Origin of the sequence: Prevotella sp. P5-126 (assembly GCF_002251185.1) — a bacterium.
GTDB lineage: Bacteria > Bacteroidota > Bacteroidia > Bacteroidales > Bacteroidaceae > Prevotella.
This window is the reverse complement of sequence record NZ_NPIZ01000053.1, coordinates 89,145-112,200: the sequence shown is the minus strand read 5'-3', so window position 1 is coordinate 112,200 and position 23,056 is coordinate 89,145. Positions and strand designations below refer to the sequence as shown.

At 47.0% G+C, this 23,056-nt stretch carries 20 protein-coding genes and 1 tRNA gene; 9 read left to right on the top strand and 12 right to left on the bottom strand.

Going from position 1 to position 23,056, the window contains the following annotated elements:
- Positions 1-10 precede the first annotated feature (10 nt).
- Genes CIK90_RS05420 through CIK90_RS05410 form a run of 3 tightly spaced genes read right to left on the bottom strand, consistent with a single transcriptional unit; the run spans position 11 to position 1,972 of the window.
- A complete protein-coding gene (locus CIK90_RS05420; RefSeq protein WP_094464535.1) occupies positions 11-967 on the bottom strand; it encodes a DUF6175 family protein in 957 nt (318 codons plus the stop codon).
- A 13-nt stretch (positions 968-980) separates the two neighbouring features.
- Positions 981-1,469 carry a hypothetical protein gene (locus CIK90_RS05415; RefSeq protein WP_094464534.1) on the bottom strand — a complete coding sequence of 163 codons (489 nt, stop codon included), beginning with the start codon at positions 1,467-1,469 and terminating at the stop codon, positions 981-983.
- Between the two features lie 17 nt (positions 1,470-1,486).
- Positions 1,487-1,972, bottom strand: a complete 486-nt coding sequence (locus CIK90_RS05410) for a hypothetical protein (protein WP_144007228.1) — start codon at positions 1,970-1,972, stop codon at positions 1,487-1,489.
- 473 nt (positions 1,973-2,445) lie between these two features.
- Between CIK90_RS05410 and CIK90_RS05400 the strand changes: the two genes are divergently transcribed.
- Positions 2,446-4,377 (top strand): DEAD/DEAH box helicase, encoded by a 1,932-nt coding sequence (locus CIK90_RS05400; protein ID WP_094464532.1) that lies wholly within the window; start codon positions 2,446-2,448, stop codon positions 4,375-4,377.
- A gap of 171 nt (positions 4,378-4,548) precedes the next feature.
- Here the strand turns inward: CIK90_RS05400 and CIK90_RS05395 are convergent, their stop codons facing one another.
- From CIK90_RS05395 to CIK90_RS05380, 4 genes are all read right to left on the bottom strand, one after another.
- A complete protein-coding gene (locus CIK90_RS05395; protein WP_094447411.1) occupies positions 4,549-6,678 on the bottom strand; it encodes a S46 family peptidase in 2,130 nt (709 codons plus the stop codon).
- A 10-nt stretch (positions 6,679-6,688) separates the two neighbouring features.
- Positions 6,689-8,143 (bottom strand): lipopolysaccharide biosynthesis protein, encoded by a 1,455-nt coding sequence (locus CIK90_RS05390; RefSeq protein WP_094464531.1) that lies wholly within the window; start codon positions 8,141-8,143, stop codon positions 6,689-6,691.
- Positions 8,144-8,409: 266 nt separating this feature from the next.
- A complete protein-coding gene (locus CIK90_RS05385; RefSeq protein WP_094391522.1) occupies positions 8,410-9,642 on the bottom strand; it encodes a nucleoside recognition domain-containing protein in 1,233 nt (410 codons plus the stop codon).
- A gap of 121 nt (positions 9,643-9,763) precedes the next feature.
- Positions 9,764-11,122 carry a DUF4842 domain-containing protein gene (locus tag CIK90_RS05380; protein ID WP_144007227.1) on the bottom strand — a complete coding sequence of 453 codons (1,359 nt, stop codon included), beginning with the start codon at positions 11,120-11,122 and terminating at the stop codon, positions 9,764-9,766.
- Positions 11,123-11,342: 220 nt separating this feature from the next.
- Between CIK90_RS05380 and CIK90_RS05375 the strand changes: the two genes are divergently transcribed.
- Positions 11,343-12,689, top strand: coding sequence for an LruC domain-containing protein (locus tag CIK90_RS05375; protein ID WP_094464529.1), 1,347 nt, complete (start codon positions 11,343-11,345; stop codon positions 12,687-12,689).
- A 270-nt stretch (positions 12,690-12,959) separates the two neighbouring features.
- Here the strand turns inward: CIK90_RS05375 and CIK90_RS05370 are convergent, their stop codons facing one another.
- Positions 12,960-15,107, bottom strand: a complete 2,148-nt coding sequence (locus tag CIK90_RS05370; protein ID WP_144007226.1) for a DUF4114 domain-containing protein — start codon at positions 15,105-15,107, stop codon at positions 12,960-12,962.
- A gap of 298 nt (positions 15,108-15,405) precedes the next feature.
- On the opposite strand from CIK90_RS05370, the gene CIK90_RS05365 reads away from it, so the two are divergent.
- Positions 15,406-16,500: an FMN-binding protein gene (locus tag CIK90_RS05365; RefSeq protein ID WP_371595935.1), complete on the top strand. Its 1,095-nt coding sequence runs from the start codon at positions 15,406-15,408 to the stop codon at positions 16,498-16,500.
- 743 nt (positions 16,501-17,243) lie between these two features.
- Here CIK90_RS05365 and CIK90_RS05360 read toward each other — a convergent pair.
- Positions 17,244-17,744 carry a tetratricopeptide repeat protein gene (locus CIK90_RS05360; protein WP_094464527.1) on the bottom strand — a complete coding sequence of 167 codons (501 nt, stop codon included), beginning with the start codon at positions 17,742-17,744 and terminating at the stop codon, positions 17,244-17,246.
- Between the two features lie 225 nt (positions 17,745-17,969).
- On the opposite strand from CIK90_RS05360, the gene CIK90_RS14145 reads away from it, so the two are divergent.
- From CIK90_RS14145 to CIK90_RS05345, 4 genes are all read left to right on the top strand, one after another.
- Complete coding sequence (locus CIK90_RS14145; protein WP_158216033.1) at positions 17,970-18,140, top strand: hypothetical protein; 171 nt, start codon at positions 17,970-17,972, stop codon at positions 18,138-18,140.
- Between the two features lie 122 nt (positions 18,141-18,262).
- On the top strand, positions 18,263-18,712 hold the full coding sequence (locus tag CIK90_RS05355) for a hypothetical protein (protein ID WP_094464526.1): 450 nt from the start codon (positions 18,263-18,265) through the stop codon (positions 18,710-18,712).
- Positions 18,713-18,719: 7 nt separating this feature from the next.
- The gene (locus tag CIK90_RS05350) at positions 18,720-19,196 is read left to right on the top strand and encodes an RNA polymerase sigma factor (RefSeq protein WP_094434790.1); all 477 of its coding nucleotides are present in this window, start codon (positions 18,720-18,722) and stop codon (positions 19,194-19,196) included.
- Entirely contained in the window at positions 19,193-19,606 is a 414-nt protein-coding gene (locus tag CIK90_RS05345; protein ID WP_094434788.1) for a hypothetical protein, read from the top strand. Before CIK90_RS05350 ends, CIK90_RS05345 begins: the two co-directional genes overlap by 4 nt.
- Positions 19,607-19,838: 232 nt before the next feature.
- Here CIK90_RS05345 and CIK90_RS05340 read toward each other — a convergent pair.
- A tRNA-Ile gene (locus CIK90_RS05340) sits at positions 19,839-19,912 on the bottom strand.
- A gap of 82 nt (positions 19,913-19,994) precedes the next feature.
- Between CIK90_RS05340 and CIK90_RS05335 the strand changes: the two genes are divergently transcribed.
- Positions 19,995-20,960: a bifunctional riboflavin kinase/FAD synthetase gene (locus CIK90_RS05335; RefSeq protein WP_158216032.1), complete on the top strand. Its 966-nt coding sequence runs from the start codon at positions 19,995-19,997 to the stop codon at positions 20,958-20,960.
- Between the two features lie 46 nt (positions 20,961-21,006).
- The gene (locus tag CIK90_RS05330) at positions 21,007-21,780 is read left to right on the top strand and encodes a CPBP family intramembrane glutamic endopeptidase (protein ID WP_094464524.1); all 774 of its coding nucleotides are present in this window, start codon (positions 21,007-21,009) and stop codon (positions 21,778-21,780) included.
- Between the two features lie 256 nt (positions 21,781-22,036).
- Here CIK90_RS05330 and CIK90_RS05325 read toward each other — a convergent pair whose 3' ends face one another.
- Together CIK90_RS05325 and CIK90_RS05320 are read right to left on the bottom strand one after the other, a co-directional pair.
- Positions 22,037-22,528 carry a hypothetical protein gene (locus CIK90_RS05325; RefSeq protein ID WP_094391515.1) on the bottom strand — a complete coding sequence of 164 codons (492 nt, stop codon included), beginning with the start codon at positions 22,526-22,528 and terminating at the stop codon, positions 22,037-22,039.
- On the bottom strand, positions 22,518-23,036 hold the full coding sequence (locus CIK90_RS05320; RefSeq protein ID WP_094391514.1) for an RNA polymerase sigma factor: 519 nt from the start codon (positions 23,034-23,036) through the stop codon (positions 22,518-22,520). The genes CIK90_RS05325 and CIK90_RS05320 overlap by 11 nt, the downstream gene beginning before the upstream one ends.
- Positions 23,037-23,056 lie beyond the last annotated feature (20 nt).

Below are 23,056 nucleotides of genomic sequence, written 5' to 3'. Positions count from 1 at the left end.
TCGTAATACTTTATTTTTCTCCAACAATAAGCAGACAGCGACCCAGTCCACGGTTGACCACCTTAGTGGATATGTTGCGTGGGGCTCCTTTCAGATATTTACGTAGTTCGCGTGCAAAACCTTCTGCATCCATAGCCATACCGTTGGTGTGGTAGAGTGGGATGCGAACTTGATCGAAGAGCAGATAGTTTTCGGTGGCATCGCTCTTGTTGAAACGATGTTCTACGGTATTGTTTGCCATCCATTCGGTAATCAGTTCGCCGAGTTCCTTACCGTCATACTCTGTTTCGAAATCGAGTTCTTGTCCGTTGTCTGGAATCTGTAATTCGATAACAACCTCGCGGCCTTTGGCAAGAAGGTCATCGAAGTGCTGGCGGAGCAGAGATGTGAAACTGTCCATGTGGTCTTGCACTGCCTCTTCGATGAGCACAGGAACTTCTGCAGAGAATGATGGTGCTCCAGTTCCTTCTGCACCAGCAACCTGCTTGTTACTATAGGCATCGAGTCCGCGGAGATTGTAGGTAATGGAACGTTTCGGCCCATTGACATTCACTCCCCAATCTACTTCTAAGATAATGTCGGCACGAGCCGTGCGACGCAAACGATCAACAGGACTCTCTGCCAAACCAGCACCTGAGGTTTTGGTACGCATCACACTGTTCTCTTGATTGAGACGTTCTATACTTTTGATGGTCTGTGAGAGGTCCTGCAAAGGGAAACCACGTTCTGCCATGAGTGTATTGATTTTGGAGATGACCGCCATCAGGTCGCGGTTTTCCTGTAGTGCCTTCTTATAGTTGGGAATCATTTCCTTGATGCCCATTATATCTACAGTATCCATACAATGGTGTTCGTTACACCAGACATCACTTGGCACAACCATCAATTTCGGCAGTTTGGCCTGTCCGAACGACGGCATGGCAATTGCCAACAATGCTATCAGTATAATGTTAATCCTTGTGTTCATTATTATAGCGTGTCTATTTATAGTCTTTCTGAATAATTTTATCTTTGATGAGTCGTTGGCGCAGCTGTGGGCATTTCACGGTTACCACAATGCTCCATCGGGTTCCCAACGTACTCTCGGTATGTTCTCTTGACTTTTTCTTTTTTTTCTCATCCTTGAAAGAAACATATTTCTTGAAACGGTTGCCGTCGGCAAAGAACTTGTTGAAATAGGCTTCGTGACGTTCGCGAGCATTGACTTCTGTCAGCATAGGACGTGTGTTGCAACCTTCCATGCCAGCATGAATACCCTTGAAGAGAATGTCACGTACGGCAGTTTTCATAGCTTGTTCTACCGCATCTTTCTTCTTGCTGCCGAATCCCCATACACGTAGTGTCTGAGTGCCATCTTCCTCCACACCGAGACATTGGGTCTCGAATCCTACTCGTGGCGACATGGCTACTTGTGCCTTTGCACCTGCGATCATAAATATGGCGATGCTGATGAGAATGGTTTTCTTCATATTGTTTCGTGTTAGGGTTAAAAACCACTGTTTAATCGTTTCACCACTCCTGCTGCTTCTAAATCTTTGCGGAGTTGTTCTTTGGATACAGAGATGATGCCGGTAACGATATACTGTTTGCCTTGACGCACTACCTGCATAGATCCTTCTATCAGAGTGGCATAAGCCTCGCATCCTCCTCCTTTGCGGAAAAAAGGAATAAAGAAGTCGCTATACTGTTGTTCAACCATGGCACTACCTGCCATTGGCGGTTGCGAAATGCATCCACCGCCACCTGAATAGCCTCGGAATAACACGCCATGGATAGCGCAACGCTTTAGGATATTGTCGCCGATTTTTTTTTTATCGACCACGGCTTTCACTTTTACAAAAAAAAAACCTTTTTTTGCTGCCCCGCCACAACTTACTTCATATATAAGTGGTTTGTCTTTTTCTTTAGCCTCCATTGTGATTGGCATAGCAACCAATAATAGGAGGAGCAACCGTATCGTCCAGTCTCTCATAATGGGTATAGTTTTTAGTTATTTTTTAATCATTTCCTACTTGCAAATTTACTGTGTTTTTTTAGATTCTACAAGTCGCCAAAATGCCCATATACGATGACAGGTAATAAGTGCAGATAAGAGGAAGAAATTGGTTGATAAGAGGACAAAAATATTTTTGCGTCAACTTTGCAAGTGTTCGGAAATAAAAGAAAATTTCTGATTTTCTTTGTATTTCACTCACTTATTCGTACCTTTGAGACTTTGTCTCTTAGGTAGGCTGCACCTCGGAAATAAAAGAAAATTTCTGATTTTCTTTGTATTTCGCTCGGTTTGCACTACCTTTGCACACGAATTTAGACCATGTGTATGATGGTCCGCAGGATTTTTGGAAGGTTTTTGCACCCTGATGATCCCATATCGTTTGTGTGGGATAATGGCTGGGAGGGTGAATTCAGCCTTCTTTATTAGCAATATTATCAAGGTAAAAAACATTGAAAACATTTGAAGAATTGGGCGTCAGCGAAGAGATTCGCCGCGCTATTGACGAGCTTGGATTCGAACATCCAATGCCAGTACAGGAAGAAGTAATCCCTTATTTGTTGGGTAACAAAAACGATGTCATTGCATTGGCACAGACAGGAACAGGTAAAACTGCTGCCTATGGACTGCCGTTGTTGCAGAAAACTGATGCATCGCGAAAAGAAACACAAGCCATCATCCTTAGTCCTACACGTGAACTCTGTCTGCAAATTGCTGACGATCTCAACAGTTTTGGAAAATATATCGACGGCATGCATATTGCTGCTGTATATGGTGGAACGGATATCGGTTCGCAGATACGTACACTAAAACATGGTGTGCAGATTATCGTTGCCACACCAGGACGTCTCATCGACCTCATCAACCGTGGAGTTGCTAAACTCGATCAGGTGAATAATGTAGTGCTCGACGAGGCAGACGAGATGCTCAACATGGGATTCTCTGACAGTATCAATGCTATTTTCGAGTGTGTGCCTGCCGATAGAAACACATTGCTTTTCTCGGCTACTATGAGTAAGGATATTGAGAAAATAGCACTCAACTATCTGCATGACCATAAGGAAATTGTGGTGGGATCACGAAACGAAGGTGCTGAACATGTGAACCACATCTATTATCTGGTCAATGCACGTGATAAATATCTTGCATTGAAACGAGTGGTAGATTTCTATCCTCGCATCTTTGCCATTATCTTCTGTCGCACTAAGATAGAAACACAAGAGATTGCCGACAAACTCATCAAGGATGGATATAATGCCGAGGCACTCCACGGAGACCTCAGTCAGCAACAACGCGACCTGACCATGCAGAAGTTCCGCCAGCACACCGTACAGTTCCTGGTGGCTACCGATGTTGCAGCACGAGGCCTTGATGTGGATGATCTTACCCATGTTATCAACTACGGATTGCCCGACGATATTGAGAGCTACACCCATCGTAGCGGTCGTACCGGACGTGCAGGCAAGAAGGGAACGTCTATCTCTATCATCCATACCAAAGAGAAATTCAAGGTGAGACAGATAGAGAAACAGATTGGTAAGGACTTTGTGGATGGTACGTTGCCTGCTCCTGAGGAGATTTGCAAGAAACAGCTTTTCAAGACCATGGACGATATTATGAAGACTGATGTTGATGATGAGCAGATTGCTCCCTATATGGAAGAAATCAACCGTCAGTTTGAATATATCGACAAAGAGGATATTATCAAGAAGATGGTGACAATCACCTTCGGTAAATTTCTCGACTATTATAAGAATGCACCCGAAATCATCAAGCCCGATAGCCGTAGTGCCAAGGCTGCAAGGGGCGAAGGTAAAGCAGACGGCAACCGTCGTACTCGTCAGAATGGACCGCGTAAGGCTGAAGCCGGATACCGCCGCTTGTTTGTCAATTTAGGCAAGGACGATGGTTTCTATCCTGGCGAAGTGATGCAGTTCCTCAATAAGTGTGTGCCAGGACGTGTACAGGTGGGACATATCGACCTTTTGGGCAAGTTCTCTTATATAGAAGTTCCTGAGGAAGATGCTGACCGCGTGATGCAAAACCTCAACGGACAGCACTATAAGCGCCGTGAAGTGCGCTGCAACGATGCTGATGAGGCTGGACACGGAAACGGCAGACGTCCCTCCGAGTCTGCTCCACGCAATCAGCGTAGCGAGGGTCGTAGTGGACGTGGCGAAGGCCGTGGCGCTAAAGGTTATGGTCGTGCCGACAGAAACGACGGTCGTCAGCAACGTGGTTCAAGGGGAGCTGCACGCCATCAGAATCATGAAGATATGAATGATTGGCGATCGCTGATGAATCCAGACTCTATGCGCTTGCGTGGTGAAGAGCCCGACTTCAGCGAGGAAGGCTGGGCACGTCGTCGTCCGAAGAAGAAATAAACTAACGACCGATAGGGGATAAGCCCTAACATCTGGTTTGTGATAAAACCTAACGACCAAATGGGACGATAGTCGTTGAGCATATCATATCGGGGTATGGGCAACGATTCTAATAAAAGAAAGGGAGCAACACTATGGTGCTGCTCCCTTTGCTATGGGTTATCATTCATCTTATTTCTTGATGCCGATTTCCTTCAGCAGACGGTCGGCATGGCCCCAACGATCCATCATGTAGAGCATATAGCGCACATCCACGTTGATGGTACGTGCCAACTGCTTGTCGAAGAAGATATCGCTCGACAGGCTGTCCCAGTTGCCATCAAAGGCAAGGCCCAACAGTTCGCCCTTACCGTTGAAGATAGGAGAACCAGAGTTACCGCCGGTAATGTCGTTGTTAGAGAGGAAACAGAGTTGCAGCGTACCTGTCTCTTTGTCGGCATAAGCACCGAAATCTTTTGCCGAGAGCAGTTCGTGCATGACGGGTTCGGCAAAGTATTCGAAGTTGTCGTTGGCGCGTTGCATCTTCTCCCAGAGGCTGCGAGCATCGGTATAGTAGCCAGAAGGTTTGCCGCCAAGGGTGTATTCGCCCACTTGACCATAGGTCATGCGGAGTGTGAAGTTGGCATCCGAATAGTTAGGAAGATCCTGTTCCATGCGCAGTTTGGCAGCACAGAGCCATTTCTCCTGTTCTTCAATCTGGTCGGCACTACCAGAAAGGTCGGCACGGATGGCACCCATGGTCTCGATAAGGTCCTGACCGAACAGCACACCGAGGTCTTTGGCATAGCTCTTCTTATTAATATAAATAGGAGTATTGTCCTTCATCAGCAGCGATTTGTCGTAGAGATCGTTGACATAGGCGGTGAAATCGCCCTTGTATTTCTCTTCGATGGTGGTGAAGAATGCAGGGTGATATTGCTTTTCCACATGCTCGCTATAGTTTTTCATCATAGCGGCAAGCAGTTCACGGTCTGTAGCTTCATCCCACTCGTTGCGATTGTCTTTAAACTCCACATATTGTTTCTGCTTCTTGTTTTCCGGACCTTTCACCTCCATGCCGTTGTGGATGCGCTTAGCACGAAGGCTCATTTGGTCTGGTTCGCGACCCCAAGTCTCGTTCCAATAGTAGAGGGCACGCAGGGCAGAGAATCGATTAGCGTAGAGTTTTTCCAGTTTTGCAAAGTCGAGCAATCCTTTCAGATAGCCAGACTCCTGTTGCCATTGCTGCAATTTGGCTTCAAACTCCTGTTTCTGTCTGATGAGTCCGATGGAATCGATACATTTGTTCATACCGATGGAGTTCTTCCAGTAGTTGGAGCTGTGGGCATATTTCGAGTCGTACTTGATGCGCACAGCTTCGTCGGCACGCATGTGGCGGAGCATGATTTCCTGTTTTACGGCACGAGCCTGAGCCATAACAGCATTCATAGCATCGCGGCGTTCCTTGATACCATAGCTGCTCAGGTAGCGGCTGGTGCTGCCGGGATATCCCATAATCATGGCAAAATCGCCGGGTTTATAGCCATCCATTGATACTGGTGCCCATGATGCAGGATGATAGGGCACGTTGTCTTTGGAGTAAGCGGCAGGACCATTGGTCTTTGGGTCGGCATAGATGCGGAATACAGAGTAGTCGCAAGTCTGACGGGGCCACATCCAGTTGTCGGTTTCTCCACCAAACTTACCCATCGATTTGGGCACAGAGAATACCAGACGCACGTCGGTAAAGTCGCGATAGGTTGTCATATAGTATTTGTTGCCCTCGTAGAAAGGCTTGATTTCTACACGCAACGTAGAGTCTTTCTGGCGGATGTCTTTCTGCCAGGCATTCTCTACAGAATCCACCCATTCGCCCACTTTGCCGATAGCGAGGCTGCTCATGCCCAGTTTGCGCAATTCGTCGGTCACGTCTTTTTGTTCCACCATGAAGCTTACGAAGAGATCTTTGTTGGGCAATTCCTCTTCATACGAGTTGGCAACAAATCCGTTGAGCATATAGTCGTGCTCTACGGTAGAGTGGCTACGGATAGATTCAAAACCGCAATGGTGGTTGGTGAATACGAGTCCATCGGGAGATACCACAACGCCTGAGCAATAGCCTCCAAAGTTGATAACGGCATTTTTCACGGCATTGCTGCTCTGATAGAGTTGTTCCATAGGGAGTTGGAATCCCTCCTGTTTCATCTGTTCATAGATGGCTGGCGGCAGGTTGTAGAGTGTCCACATGCCTTCGTCGGCCTTGGCGTTGTTGACAGACAGGGCCATCAAAGCGCCGAAGAGTAACATTGCTTTTCTTTTCATAGTGTTATAATTATTTGTTTTGATGTTTCCGGAAGTATTTACCGATAACGGGCAGACTGCCCAATGGGAAGTCTTTCTTTACCACAAGGGCGGTATAGAGTAGGATGAAGATGGTGTTGACTCCCATGGCAACAGCGGTAGAGAGGTGGTTGGTGGCTTGCATCACGAAGAATACAGCCGCTGCCAATACCACATAGAGGGCAATATCGCGCATCGGATAGGCTATCGGATGGTATTTTCGTCCTACGAGGTAGGAGAGGGTCATCGCTGTCAGATAGCCGGCAAACCCTGCCCATGCACAGGCTATATACCCATAGCGCGGTACGAAGATGACGTTGATACTGATGAGAACGGCACAGCCCACACCGGAGAAGATCGCTCCCCAATAGGTTTTATCTTCCAGTTTGTACCAGAACGACAGGTTGAAATAGATGCCCATCATGATTTCGGCAGCCATTACGATAGGCACTACGCGCAGTCCTTCCCAATAGTCGGGTGCGATGATGCGCTTGAGCACATCCATCCAACCTATCACGCAAAGGAACGCCAGTAGGGTGAAGATGATGAAGTATTTCATGGCAGAAGCCTGCATCTGATCGTTGTCTTTATCTTTCGACTTGCCGAACACGAATGGTTCATAAGCATAGCGGAAGGCCTGTGTGATCATAGCCATAATCATGGCAATCTTCACCGTAGCGCCATAGATGGCAAGTTGGGTGTGCATATCTTTTCCGGGATAGATAAAAGGAAAGAGAATCTTGTCTGCCACTTGGTTGAGGATGCCTGCCACACCCAGGATGACGATAGGCCAGCTGTAGTTCAGCATGCGCTTCATCAGTTGTGAATCGAAGCCGTAACGTATGCCCCACAGTTCTTTGAAGAGACAGAGTGTGACGATTGCTGATGTGGCGAGGTTGATATAGAAGGCATAACCGGGATCATGACCGTCCATACCGATATAATAGATGATGTTGAGTGCAATATTGATGGCGATGTTCAGCATCTGCAGGGCTGCAAATTTCAACGCTTTCTTCTGTAGTCGGAGATAGGCAAAGGGGATGGCACGCACGGCATCGATAGCAACGGTAAGCGCCATGACCCACACATATTGCGGATGGTCGGCATAGCCAAGGAAGGTGCTGACGGGAGTGATGAGTAGCAGAATGGCTATGAAAAACAATGTTGATGCTGATGCCACTCCTATCAGAGCAGTAGAGAATACCCGTTCTGCATGCTCCCCTTCCTTATTGGCAAAACGGAAGAAAGTGGTCTCCATGCCGAAGGTCAGCAATACGAGGATTAATGCTGTCAGGGCATACATGTTGGTGATGACACCATAAGCACCGCCCGATGCCGGCATGGATGCGGTGTAGATCGGCACGAGCAGATAGTTGAGGAAGCGTCCTACGATGCTGCTCAATCCATAGATGGCTGTGTCTTTTGCTAATGATTTCAGATTTGGCATATTTCTATTTTTTTTTATTCAAGTTTCGCAACTGAGGGAATTGATTGAAGTAAAAGAAGTTATCACTTCCTACGGTCGTTCGGGAAGTTAAGAGACAATAGCCTTTTGCCGTAAGACGTAGGACATTTGTCCCTTAACTTCCCTTAACTTCCCTCTAACTTCCCTCTAACTTCCCTCTAACTTCCCTAACTTCCCTCTAACTTCCCTCTAACTCCCCTTAACTTCCCTTAACTTCCCCACATGCGATAGTTCAGTTTCTTTATTTCTTAATAGAAGAAGAGATAGCTGATGCAGATGGCGGCAACGATGCCTGCAAAGTCTGCCAGCAAGCCGCAGGCTACGGCATGTCGGGTTTTGGCAATACCCACACTACCGAAATATACGGCAAGGATATAGAATGTAGTATCGGTAGATCCTTGGAAGATGCACGACAGGCGTCCTACAAAGGAGTCGGCGCCATAGGTGGTCATTGCATCGACCATCATGCCGCGTGCCCCGCTTCCCGATAGCGGTTTCATGAGTGCTGTGGGTAGCGCATCCACCCATTGTGCATTAACGCCAGTTTGTTCTACCGTCCAGCGCATACCGTCTATCAGCATGTCCATGGCTCCCGATGCGCGAAACACACCGATGCCCACCAGAATAGCCACCAGATAGGGGATGATGCGCACGGCAGTTTGGAATCCGTCTTTGGCTCCTTCTACAAAAGCATCATAGACGTTTACCTTCTTGCGCACTCCGGCAAGGATGAATCCTATGATGATAGACATCAGCAGGATGTTGGCTACTGTCGTGCTGACGCGGTTCATCGTCTCACCATCCATCTGGCTGAATGCCCAAATAATGGCTGACACCACCAGACAGGCACCACCAAGTGTGAGCAGCATGATGCGGTTCAGTAGATTGATGCGCTGGAATAGTGAGGTGACTACCACTCCTGCCAACGTCGAGAAGAATGTGGCCAAAAGGATGGGGATGAAGATATCGGTGGGTTGGGCAGCACCCAACTGAGCACGATAAACCATGATGCTGACTGGTATCAGGGTCAATCCGCTGGTGTTGAGCACGAGAAACATGATCATCGGATTGGATGCTGTGTCTTTCTTTGGATTCAAGGCTTGCATCTGTTCCATGGCTTTCAATCCCAATGGTGTGGCGGCATTGTCGAGTCCTAACATATTGGCTGCAATATTCATGAAGATGCTGCCTGTGACGGGATGCCCTTTGGGAATATCGGGAAAGAGTTTGCTGAACACCGGCGATAGGATTCGTGCCAATACATCGACCACGCCACCGCGTTCGCCAACCTTCATCACACCGAGCCATAGCGATAATACACCCGTCAATCCCAATGAAATCTCAAAGGCTGTCTTCGACGAACTGAATGTGGAATCCATCATGGCAGGAAACACACTATAGTCGCCAAAGAATACCAATTTCACCATCGCTATCACAAAGGCGATGATGAAGAATGCTACCCAAATATAATTTAAAACCATACAGCCAACAAAATTACACTTTTTCTGTCACAACGCCAAATATATGCTGGTCTTTTCATAGAAAAAGCGTGTCGGCAATACGCCGACACGCTTCCTCCTGTGTCTATATGATTATAAAGAATTAGTATAAATTTTCTTGGTTTTTGACACTCTTGTACCAGTTGTCAGGAGTGTTACTGTTGACATAGTCCTTGAACTTCTCATAGGTATTTATGAACTGTACGCGCTCCTTCATCCATTTTACGTCTGTAGGTACGCAAAGCTTTTGGGTAGCTTCGCCCTTCTGAGCTGTCAGTTCTTGTGCGCCTACATAAACGGGAATATCGTTGGCATTGTTCACATTGTCTGCCACAGGGATGCGGAAGATGGCTACAGGACGTGTGGCTCCGTTGCCGGTATTGATCATAGTGCCTTGTTCTTCTACACAGAGAGCTTTGTGCACCTCTACACCTTTGTCACCCTGTCCACCGATGGTGAGATACTTCGTACCACCAGCTGCGTGCAAAGTGATGACAGCAAATTTTTGATTGTGACCATCTTTCCAATTGTACTCGAATTTTACATCGAATACAGCATCGTTGAAGTCCCAGTCGCTGGTCTGTACAGAAGCCAGATTGCTATCGATGATATCCTCTACCATGACGCGCATAGCAACTGTACCAGGAGCGTTGAGGCCTGGAGCTATTCTGACAATCCAGTCGCTATAGTATCCGTCGGGTCTGACTTCTATTTTTCCGTTGTCGTTTTTTTCGGTCTTATAGTCGAAACCTACAAAATACATGCCTGCCACAATAGGATCGATGATATCGCCGGGAATTAGCACGTATGAGTCGTAGTAGTATTTACTTCCATAAGAGTCGTGGAAACCAAAGCAAGTGGTGTTGTAGTCCTTCATATACATGATTCTGTCCTTATGGAACTTGTTGTTGCCCTCTCCAACATTCGTCTCGCTTGCATTACCACCGTTGAAGTTGTAGATGTGGTCTCCCTCTTTTGCATTGCTACCACAAGCCAGCCAGTTCATCTTTTCGGAACCAGTAATCTGTTCAGTTCCGCCAGCAGGTTTATTGATAGTGTAAATTTCGGGCGAATTTGAACCAGGATTAGTACCACCTTGATACACTTGCTGTACAAAGAAGTCGCTCCAGTTGACTTTTTGGCCTTGAGGGTTTTTGGTGTTCTGGAACCATTTGCGTACCACCTCTTTCTGAGCGTCGGTCAGTGGGGCGGGTACGGTCAGATATTGATACCAGTCGTTGGCATTGGGGTCTGAACCACGAGTACCAATGAGCTTGCCATCCTTGTCGAATGTGAATACTTGCTGAGGAGTGAATCCCCAGTTAACATTAGGATTGACTGCCCCAAACTCCTTTTCGAAGACAGCTTGATATTGCTCTTGCTTACTAACAGGGGCATAGTCATCGTGCGTACAACTAGCCATGGCTAAGGCTGTAATTCCTACAAAAAGAATCTTTTTCATTTTCTCGATTTTTAATTTTACTGTTGTTGATAATTCTATGAGATTAAACGGTTGGCTCATTTTCGTTATATATAGAGTCTTTCCATTGTGGGTGCAAAGATAAAAACTTTTTCGTTTTTGTATAGTTAACAGTATGTTAAAAAATCATAATTTCATCAAGAATAGTGCTGATATACATTATTTTACTTAACTTTGTATCCTGTTTTTATTACGAACAAATATGAATAAACCGAAACTATTGATTGCCGCAACAATGGCAACGCTCGTGCTGACTGCTTGTCAACATGAGTTTTTCCAAAAACAAAGATATGTTGATCTGGTGGCAGAGGAATTTCCTGTTAAGGACTTTGATGCAGGACATACTTGGGCTACGGCACGAGAACTCACCATGTCGGTCATACTGCCTTCTGCCGACAGCTATGAGGTTTATATGTTCACGGGCATTCCTGCCGTTTCAACAACCCGACTGTTGCAACATGTGAAACTCAATGGAGCCAACCGGCAGTCGGTCAACGTGTCGTGTCCGACGGTTCTTTCGGAGCTATGGATAGCTATTGTCGATGCGGCGGGCGGAGTGAAAGAGGCTCGTATTTCCGTTGGAACCAATGAGGTCAACATCACAGCCGACCTCAGCAATGCCTATTTGCGTGGTTCTACGCCTGCCATGCTGGCTGGAGTAAGTCCGCAACCCTATACATTCTGTTTTGAAGATGCGTTTCCACAGCCTGGCGACTACGATTTCAACGACTTGGTGATGGGCGTTCAGCTCAACAAGCGCTATGCTGCCAACACCACCGATCCCGATACGCTGATTATTTCCACCAATCTCAAAGCAGTGGGAACGGTCAACCCCATAGGTGCTGCCATGCGCCTGAAAGGGGTGAATACCGCCGTGGTGGGTACTACTTACGAGGCAGAAGACACCTATCCTTATTATAAATACGGCAGCAGTTTTGTGCCGACAACCGAGGGCCGCAAGTTTATAGAGAAGACGAGCGAGGTGAATCCAGCCAACCGCGACGTGTGTATTCCGCTATTCTGCGATGCCCACTATGCCATCAGCAAAGGGTCTATGGACAATGCGCAGCAGGTGGTGCGCTGTTATTACAACACCATGACCGACGAAGATATGGCTGAGGTGGCTACTACCGGCAAGTTGGGAATGAAGGTGGGAACGGTGAAGCGCGAGTTTCGTGTGTTGTTTCATCAGTCGAGCCGTGCCTCCTTCAACGATTTCAATATGATGGATCTTGACCTCTTTGCAGTCACTTCCTATAATGGCGGATATTTTGAAACCCACACCATGACGTATAAAGCTGACGAAGTGATCCACCAATATATAAACGGTGCCAACCAGGAGGTTTATTCTAAAAACTATATTTGGGCTTTGCTCGTGGCTACGGATTTCCGTTATGCCCGCGAAGGAAAAGTGATAGGAACGCTCGGAGCTAACGGTTATGATGGTGCTTACTGCACGCCCAGCCATTCTTTCTTCGACTGGGGACGCGACCGCTATAATGCACGCGACTGGTATCTCTATCCCGATAATACCAATACCTATAGATAATAGCAACGACCATCTGCTGTATGACCAACTGAGCCTTCCTTATCAGGTTGGCTCAGTTTTATTTTCCCGAATCCATACTAAACCCATACTATATCCATATCATATTCATCCCGAACGCATCCCGAACACATCCCGAAGGGAATGGGGAATGCGATGCAGGGTATGGTCTTCCTGCAAGGGGATGAAACAAACAAATCACCCTAAGAAACTCTACCCAGGTAGGGTGGGAGTTGCTTAGGGTGATTGGGGGATTGTACAGGGAGTAGTGAATTACTTCACCACTTTACCTTCTACGGGACTCTTATACCAGTCGATTGCGGTATTGGCAGCCTTGCTCCATTCTACAAACATGGGGAAGGCGATACCAATAGGAGTACGCTCGGTAGGCCATGCCCATTCGCCTGGCAATACAAGCATCTGGGGAGCTGTGCCAATCTCTGCTGACTCAAGCACGATAGACTCGTTCTGGTCTTTCACCTTTACTGTGAAACCATGGTTGGTTACAGAGTAGTCGGCAGGCACGGTGATGGTGATTGCACTACCGGGAGTGCCCTTGCTGCCGGTGTTGAGCATAGAATACTGTCCGTTGGCATTGGGCTGTGCACCATTGATGAGGTTGTGGATTTCGCCGAGGTTGTTGCCACCGTGGTAGATGTTTGAAGGCAGCACACCACCTGCAGCCAGCGGAGTGACTTTCGCTGTGGTTTCGCCAGCGGTATGGCTAACGCTGAACACTACGTCGTTGAAGTCGATATCGTCGGTATTACCCAAGTCTTCGCATGCGATAATCCATGATTCTGACTGTGGTTCGGGCAGTGGATCTGGGTCGGGCACGGTGATTGGAGGTTCTGGAGTCTTGTATTGTCCTTGTACCCAGAATACGATGTCGTTGAGGTCTTCGTCGTTACCGCCATCTTCAAATCCAAGGAATGTCTGTCCGTTGAATGTCCAAGCGGCTGCCTTGATAGCGCCACGAGTGGGATCGTAGGTAGGCTTAGAAATCTCCCAGTCCTTTTGGTCTAAGTGGTTGATGCGCTTGTTCAGTTCGGGCAGCGAGTAGTTGTAGTTGACATCTGTGTAGTTACCATTGTGGTTACTGTAATCGTTGGTATTGTATGGCTGATATGGTGCGATGAAGAACACGATGTGGTAGCCTGCTGGGAAATTGTAGGTTGCTTCTTGGTCGTGGTTCTCGCCGAAGAAAGCCAATTTGTATGAAGTGCCATACATCTTGGTGTCTTTGCTTTTACCAAAGAGCGACTCCTCTGCTTCGCTCCAGTTTGACAAATCCATGTTACCAACGGCTTGTCCTTTCCAACTATTGAAATAGATGTTGCTCTGAGGACGTGCATCGTTAATCAAGATGTAGTGGGGCTGGGTCAATGGGTCTTGACCGTCTTTGTAGTAAATGTAGCCGAGGCGGTCTGAAATTTGTGTCGCACCATATACTACTGGCATTTTGATTTCTCCACCTTCGGTAACGATAGAGAATCCCTTCTCCACCTGCTTCAAGTCTTCAAGACCATTGGTGTAGATGTTAAGTTTTTTGCTGCTGTAGTACTTCTGGCTCTCCATGAAGAATGAGCCAGGACCGAAGAGCTTGTAGCCTTGACCCAATGTCCAGCAGGGAACTGCTTCTTCTTGAGCAACACCTTTGAGCAGGGTGATTTCAATATTCTTGGTAGATCCAACCCATTTTGCCTCAGGCTTAAGCTCGGCATTTGAGAAGTCAAATACTGTATAGTTGATAGAACCGTCTGCGTTTTTGGTTACGATAGATTCTGTGGTGAAAGGACCAGGGTTGTTATACTGAACACTTTGACCTTGGTAAACTTTTTTCCATTCTTCAACGGTTTTTGTAGTCCAGTTCCACCAAATCATATCTTTGACTAATGATTCGTATTGGTTGTTCAGCACTTTCTTCTCACCTTTTTCCACCGGGCAATTGGCAGCACGTGTAAATCCGCTGCGAGTTGGTGTGATATAGTCTGATGGGGTGATGTTTACTGTGCCGTTTACGATAGCATAGTAATTGTAGATTTTGAAGAGGCCTTCGCTGTTTTTGATAGAAACGAATACGTGGTTGGCAGCCTTCTTGGCATCAAACGAGATGCTGCCTGCGCCATTGGTCAGTTTGGTAACTGCCATCAGGTTGCTTTCGTCTTCCAGCGGAGCATCAGAATAGATGCGCATCTCGCTCTCACCGGCAATGGTGGGGCAAGCGGCTGTTGCGCTAACGGTGGTTGCTACATTCCAGTCTTGTGTGGGGTCGATGGCTCCAAACTGCTGGTTCCAACTGTTGTTGTACTCATTGACCTTCTGATTGGGATCGTAGAGGTTTGAGTCTTTAGAGCAGGAGCTCAAAAAGAATGTACCCGATGCTGTAATCAAGGCACATAACAATAATAGTTTTCTCATAGATCTATAATTATATTTTTTGTTTGTTCGTTATTTCGGAAACGATAAGTATAGTGATTCTCTGGGTGCAAAGATACGAATATTTGTGAAAATGACAAGCGTAAATCCCAATAATTTTATGATTTTCACCTATTTATATGCATTTTTCGCCTTGTGGAATTGCTGTGTGGGGCAACAGACAAACGAACAAGTGGGGTGGAGGAATCCTTTATTTTGTGTTGGAAAAATTGGAGATTAGAAATAATCGCCGTATCTTTGTGCACGAAAACACGATGATCTATCACAACGACAAGTATTGATGATGAAGAAGAAAGATGCTATGCGACAAATGGGCAGCCTGTTGGCGGGATTGCTGATTCTCGCTTCGATTGCCCTGGCGAAACATGGTTCGTTGCCCGGCCACGACTTCCAAGCGACAACAGCCACAGCCCACCAAGCCGACAACGACACCTTGCAGGTGCTCGACGATGGATCTATGGTGGTGAATACCACGTCGATCGCATCAGATATTATCGGCTATGCCGGAACGGTTCCACTCCTGATTACCATCAAAGACAACAGGGTGGAGCATATCAAGGCGTTGCCCAATCAGGAGACGGAAGATTTCTTTGAAATGGCAGCGGAGCTGCTTTCCCGGTGGAACGGCAAAACCACGGAAGAGGCTGAGGCTTTGCAGGTGGATGCGGTGTCGGGCGCTACCTTTTCTTCGAAAGCCATTATCGGCAACGTGCAGCGCGGATTGGCGTATGCCCGTCGCGCACAGGCTACCATTGCGCAACCGTCTTTCGACTGGTCGGTAAAAAACATAGCCGGCATCTTGGTGGTGCTGATGGCTGCCATCCTGCCGTTGTTTGTGAAAAACAAAACCTACCGTTTCTGCCAATCCACACTCAATGTGGTGGTGCTCGGCTTATGGTGTGGATCTTTCCTGTCCTATACCTCGCTCATGGGATATATGGCACACGGCATGAATCCGCTGGCGGTAGCGGTGCCTTGTCTCATGCTTTTGGTCGCTTTGGTCTATCCGTTGATAGGCCATAAGTCATACTATTGCACCCACCTGTGCCCATTCGGTTCGCTGCAGTATATGGCAAGTCGGTGTGTCAGCTATAAGGTGAAGATGGGTGCCCGCCTCGTGCGGAGATTGGACATTTTCCGAAAACTGCTATGGTGCGTGCTGATGATCCTCATCTGGACAGGGGTGTGGGCAGATTGGACCGACTATGAACCGTTTGCCGCATTCATCTTCCAGTCGGCATCGTGGGTGGTCATCGCCATCGCCATCGCCTTTGTGCTATTGTCTTTCGTGGTTGTTCGCCCGTATTGTCGCTTCGTCTGCCCCATGGGCACATGGCTCAGAATCTGCCAGTCCTCCAAGTGGCGACTCTTCTGACGGGAGGTCGGTATCGAGACAGCAATCATCTCGGATGGGCGGCAGGGTACATACACTTGGAATCCTTAAAATTTTATTTTTCTAAAAATTTCGACCACACGACCACAGATGTGGTGTAATCGACTATGAGACAGCATCTTTAGGCTGTGGTCGATTACTCCAAACCCGTGTTTTCGACCACACTTCGACCACGCATGTTTTTCCCGAAAATCATGGCGGATATTCACGCGAAGTAAACAAAAATTATTTTCAGGCATTTTCAAACGGCTGACAAAGTTATTGTCAAACGTTAGATAAGAGTGTTATCAAACGTTAGATAAGAGTGTTATCTAACGTTAGATAAGAGTGTTGTCCAACGTTAGACAAGGGTCTTTTCAACGTTGGAAACAAATTGTTTCAAATATCGGAAAATAGTGGTGTCAAATATTATGCAATAGTCTTGTCCAACGTTAGACAAGGGTGTTGCCGGTCGTCAGAACATGCAAAATCGTGTATTGGTGGTTATTTTGGTCAAGCTGTTTCTGTGATGGCAACGGCAGATGGCTGGTGGTCGAAGGGTGGTCGAATGGTGGTCGAACACCGCGAGTCAGCGTAATCGACCACACACGTAAACTGCACACACACAGCGTGTTATGCGGTTGTTGTGGTCGAGTGGTCGAAATTTTGCAAATACGCGTGTGCGCATGCGTACCTACTATATAATACAAGTAGGTTGCCTCAATCTTCCTGCCTGCAAGGGTAGGTTACTTCTTGGTGGCTTCCTTCATTTCCTTCATGCGCTTGCGGAAAGCCTTCAGCGCTCTGCCGGCATTGGGAATGCCACGCGAGCGAGCCTGCTTAAAGGTGCGCTCAGCCTGTTTGTAGTCGCCCAATTGCTCGTAGGAGAGTGCCACATAGAAGTATATCTGGTCATTATCAAAACCTGTGCGCAGGGCGCTGTCGCCATAGATAACCGTGTTTAGCGCATCTTTCTCGTCGTAATAGCCAAACGCCTTGCCACAGAGATTGACAAACTCGCGACGCTTCTGGATAGAGTCTGCTGCCGACTTCCAGTGCGACTTAAACTGAGGTGGCGACATCAGTTTGTCTTTTGCCCATAGTCCATAGTGGTGGCGGTCACCCTCAGGTGTGCGCGACTGTTGGCTGGTGTTTGAATGAATCTCAGAAAAGTTGGCATCCTGTGCCCACGTTATGGTGGCTGACAGCATGAGCAGGCAGAGGGTAATCAAGATATTTTTTTTCATGCTTTGTGTTTTGTCTTTAGTTTTCAATCCTTCGGTATTGCTTTTCTCTTTACCTTATTATTTCTGATTGCAAAGGTAAAGAAAAAAATTAAAAAAGCCTTGATGTCTCCTCGTTTTTTCTACCGTTCCCCTCTGAATCAAGTAATTTTATTTTGAATTATATTTCGCTGATTCATAGATATTTTGTTACTTTGCACCCGAAAAGTAAAAATTAAGTGAAATGCTATGAAATGGGCTTTGGTGTTCGTACAGTTGCCCCATCAATCCCATGACCGTTTCTTGGTTGTTGATGATGATATGTACCTGATGGGTGCAAGTGTCAAGGATATGGGTACCAGCCTTTGCGCTATAACAAAGATGGAGATGTCGCCAGATGTTGTTTTGTCTTTGGTGTAGTTTTTTGAGATAATTTTGAAAAAAACACAGATGGGACGTCACCTTTTCCTACTTTCACTTGTTGTTATAGTGAATCGGTTCAATAATTAACAAGAAGTTTAACCAATAAAACAATTAAAAATATGGGAAGTCATGATATCGTAGGTCTTTTTATTGTGCTTGGAACAGCCGTTATTCTCCCAATTACCATTATTTTTCTTGCATTAAGAGGTAAGATGGCTTCGGAAAGGAATAGAAAGGAAATCATTCTTGCTGCACTCGAAAAGAATGCTGACATTGACATTGAGGAATTAGTAAGAAAGATGAATAAGCCAGAGAAGTTGTTGAAAGAGAAGTTGTTGGAAAAACTACAGTGGGGAATGCTTGCTTTCATCCTGGGAGTAGGAATGATAGGTTACGGAATATACTTGAACTGCAACTTAGTAGGAGGAAGTACAGATCCGTTGGTAAGTATAAGTATAGGATTGGTACTGTTAGCTGTAGGCATAGCCTTCCTAGCCAACTATCAGATCGGTAAGAAGATGCTTGCCAAGGAAATGGAAGCAGAGGAACGGAACTTGCGACAGGCATAAAGAGTAGATGACCAGAGAGCAGTTCATACAACTCGTCAGTGACGAGCAGGAGGCACTTCGTGGATTCTTGCTCGCCCTCTGCTGTGGCAACAAGGATGATGCTGACGATATTGCTCAAGATGCTTTGGTCAAGGCGTATCTTGCCTCGGCAGGCTATCAGAATAAAGGAAAGTTCCAATCGTGGCTCTTCAAGATTGCACAGAACACATTCCTTAATCATAAGGCAGCCCAACGGACATTTGAAAGCATCGAAGAGGCAAAAACAGTCTTAGGCACAAGTGATGCTGATGTAAAATATGCTTATCAGGATCTCTACCTTGCTCTCGCCACTTTGCCTCCCAAAGAACGAGCATCCATTGTGTTGTTCTATCTTGACGGACATTCTGTAAAAGAGATTTCCCAGATAACAGACACAAGCAAAGATGCCGTGAAGAAGCAACTCTCGCGAGGACGTGACAAACTGAAAACAAGATTGAAGTTATGATGAAAGATAAAGCACTTGAGGAACTCTTCCTTGCCCAGCGTCCGAAATTTGACGATAAGGATGAGTTTATGGCACGCCTAACCCAAAAACTCGATGCCGTAGAATACCTTCGTCAGTATGAGGAGGCAAACCTTCGTCGATACAAATATGCTATGATAGCTGCATTTGTGGCAGGCTTCATCGCTGGCGGAGCATTGTTTGCCTTTGTTCTGTCCACGCCATCGGAATTGCCATTGTTTACTTTCCATGCATCATCTGGCATCTTGTTGGCAATTGAACAATATTCCAGGACGATAGCGACGATTGTTCTATCACTAGTAATGGGGCTTGGTATTATCAGCATTGTTAGCAACGTATTGGATATCGTCCAAATGAGAGTGCAATTAGGGACGGTTTCCAACGGTTCATAGAGAATGCATGGTGATGAATATGATAAAAGGGAGGAAAAATATTACTGCAGAATCATCAGATTATTTTTCTTCCCCAAATGAAATCTGATGAAAATACGTGTTCGCAAGATAAAAAAGCATGAAAATTTGCGAAAAGCACGTTGCTGTACGAATGTCTCTGTGTTCGCAATGTGTTCGCAAGGCAAAAGAAAAAGCAGTTAAGTTTGCGACTTAACTGCTTGATTTTAAGAGGTGGACCAGCCAGGGCTTGAACCTGGGACCTCCAGATTATGAGTCTGTTGCTCTAACCAACTGAGCTACAAGTCCGCAAATTTTTGCGGTGCAAAGGTACTGCTTTTTTTGCAAATACGCAACTAATTGCATGAAATTTTGTAATTTTGTACCCGAAATGGAAATATTAATATACGATAAGGCGATGCAACTCGAAGGATTGGCGGTGGCAACCATCGGAGTTTTTGACGGTGTGCATCGTGGACATCGCTTTGTTTTCGAACAACTGGCAGATAAGGCACGCGAGCGAAAACTGATATCTACGGTCATCACGTTCGACCGCCATCCACTCAGTGTGGTATGTCCTGACAAGTGTCCTCCGCTGCTGACAACACTCGATGAGCGGTTGCAATTGCTGTGCGCCACCGGTGTGCAGCGTTGCGTGGTACTGCCGTTTACTGAAGAGATGGCTGGCTTGGCTGCCTGCGACTTTATGTTGCTGATGCGCCAACAACTTGGCGTGAAGCTTCTGCTGACGGGTTACGACAACCGTTTCGGCCACGACCGATCTGCTGGCTTTAGCGACTATGTGCGCTATGGGCAGGAGATGGATATGGATGTTGAGGCGCTTGAGCCGTGCAACATCACAGAAGAAGACTGCCCCGTGAGTTCGTCGATGGTCAGACGACTGTTGGCTGACGGTGCGCTAGACAAGGTGCACCACTGTCTTGGACGCGACTATAGTCTCGAAGGTCAAGTGGTCAGCGGCGAACAGATCGGTATGAAGATTGGCTATCCCACTGCCAATCTCTCGCCCGATACCCATAAACTGCTGCCTAAGGCTGGGGTTTATGCCGTATGGGCAACAATTGGTGTGGATGGACCTACGCTGCCTGCCATGATGAATATCGGGCATTGTCCAACGTTTGGCGGTCGGCCTACAACGCTCGAAGTGCATCTTTTCGACTATAACGGCAATCTCTATGGACAGACTGTGCGTGTGCGCTTTGTCGGTAGGTTGCGCGACGAACAGTGTTTTGCCGATGCCTCAGCCCTGAAAGCGCAGTTGGCAAAGGATCAGAGCGACGCCTTGCAGGTGCTTCGTGCCGATGCAGAGGCGCAGGAAACAGTATGCGGCAAGTAGTTGACAGCTGTAGAAATAAGATAAACCAATTAAATAGATGAAATAGATGAAAAAGGCAATATTATATGTTTTGCTGTTTGTGGCCATTCAGGTGGTGGTCATGAATGTGGTAGAAGGCGTATGCCTATTGATAGGAAGCACAGCGGTGGTGGTTGACAAAACAACACAGATGATTATCGGTTTGTCGGCTGCCAATGTCCTTGCCCTTGTTGTTTTCTTGTGGAAACGGATGACACCCTTATCGCCCAGTTGGTTGCTGACACGTCCTTGGAGCGTTCTGCTTTGGACTGCACTGGCATCAATAGGCATGGCAATTCCCTTTACTTGGTTGCAGGAGCATCTTCCTGAGTTGCCTAACCTGATAGAAATGGAGATGGGCAATTTGATGGCCAACTACTGGGGATATGTGGTCGTCGGGCTGTTGGCCCCTTTGGTAGAGGAAGTCGTGTTCCGTGGTGCAGTGCTTCGCGTACTGCTTGAGAAGCTGACACCATGGAAGGCAATAGTCGTATCTGCTTTGCTTTTCAGTCTGGTGCATGGCAATCCTGCCCAAATGCCCTATGCCTTTATTGGCGGTTTGCTGTTGGGATGGATGTATTGGCGCACGGGTTCAATCATTCCCGGAATGGTGTATCACTGGGTGAACAACAGTGCTGCGTATATCGTTTCCAATATGTATCAACAGGCTGATGTGAAGCTGGTAGATATCTTCGGAAGTGAGCAACATGCGCTGATGGCAGCAGGATTCTCGTTGATGATAGTTATTCCAGCCTTGTGGCAGCTGTATCTGCAGATGAAGCGTGCCGACAGTCAGAACTGATGTCGTCCGGTTGGTCAACATCGCCGACAGGCCGTTAGAACGACCGAATGACGGTTGCGGCATTTCGGTTTATGATCTAAGTCATAAACAGTTTCAGGACTTTAGCGACAAAAAGTACGACGGGCCACCTATCATTATTGATGGGTGGCCCGCTTCGTTAGTATGTTATGAAAAATTTGAGAGAAGTGAAACTTCACAGTTTCGTTGTTGTTTTAATGTTGAAATGATTTAAATATAGAGAAAGCATAGAAATGTATCATTCTTTGTGTAGTGTCTCATTGACAGCTTTGCTGCTGTCGGCAGGGGCATCGGTGATGTTTTCCGCCTGCATGGGCACTATGGTGTCGGCTGTGTCAATCTGCTGGATATAGGAGTTGGCATAGTCGATTCGTGGGTCGTTCCAACTGGCATCCCATGGATGCTGAAGGGCTCCACCTACAGAGAAGATGATGGCAATAACTGCTGCGGCCTTGAAGAGCGGTCTCAACTGCTGTTGCAGAGAGATGGTGCGAGCCTTGACGGGCTTCACTTCGGTATCTTCTGTGAGTGCCAAGATGCGTTCATCGAAGTCATCGCCCAACTTGATGTCGGCATCTTCCTGCTGGCAGGTGAATAGCGGCTGGTATTGCTTCAGTGCCGCAGGAATGTCCTGTTGGCTGAAGAACGCACGGAGGATGTCCTCTTCTTCGATAGAGGTTTCCGCTTTCCAGTAACGTTCCAAAAGTTGTTCGATGTACTTATAGTCCATAATTCTCTGTTTTCTTAAATTGTTGTTTGATAGCCTGACGTGCCCTGAAGATATTGACCTTCACTTGTTCCTCGCTGATGTCGAGCAAGGTGGCAATGTCTTTGTAGCTCTTCCCCTCGATATCCCGCAGTTGCATGACGCATCTTTGCTTCTCTGGCAGTCTGTCTATGAGTTGTCGGATGAGTGCCACCCGGTCTCGTTGCATTGCCTGCTCTTCGGGGTTTGACGCGCTGCTGTGGTCTTCAGGGTCTGTTGCTACGCTGTCGAGCGATGCTTCCTGTCGTCCCATGCGCCGTGTCTTGTCGAGCGAGAGGTTGCGGCATGTCGTGGTGCAGAAGGCTTCGATATTGTCTATCGTATCCCAGCTGTCTCGCCGGTTCCATACCTTTATCATGGTTTCCTGTACGACATCTTCTGCTTCCGCAGGATCGAGAGTGATGCGGAGCGCCAGCCTGTAGAGTAGATTCTTCAGTGGCAGGATGTCATTTCGAAAACTGATTTTTTTCATCCTCTCTATATATACGACGA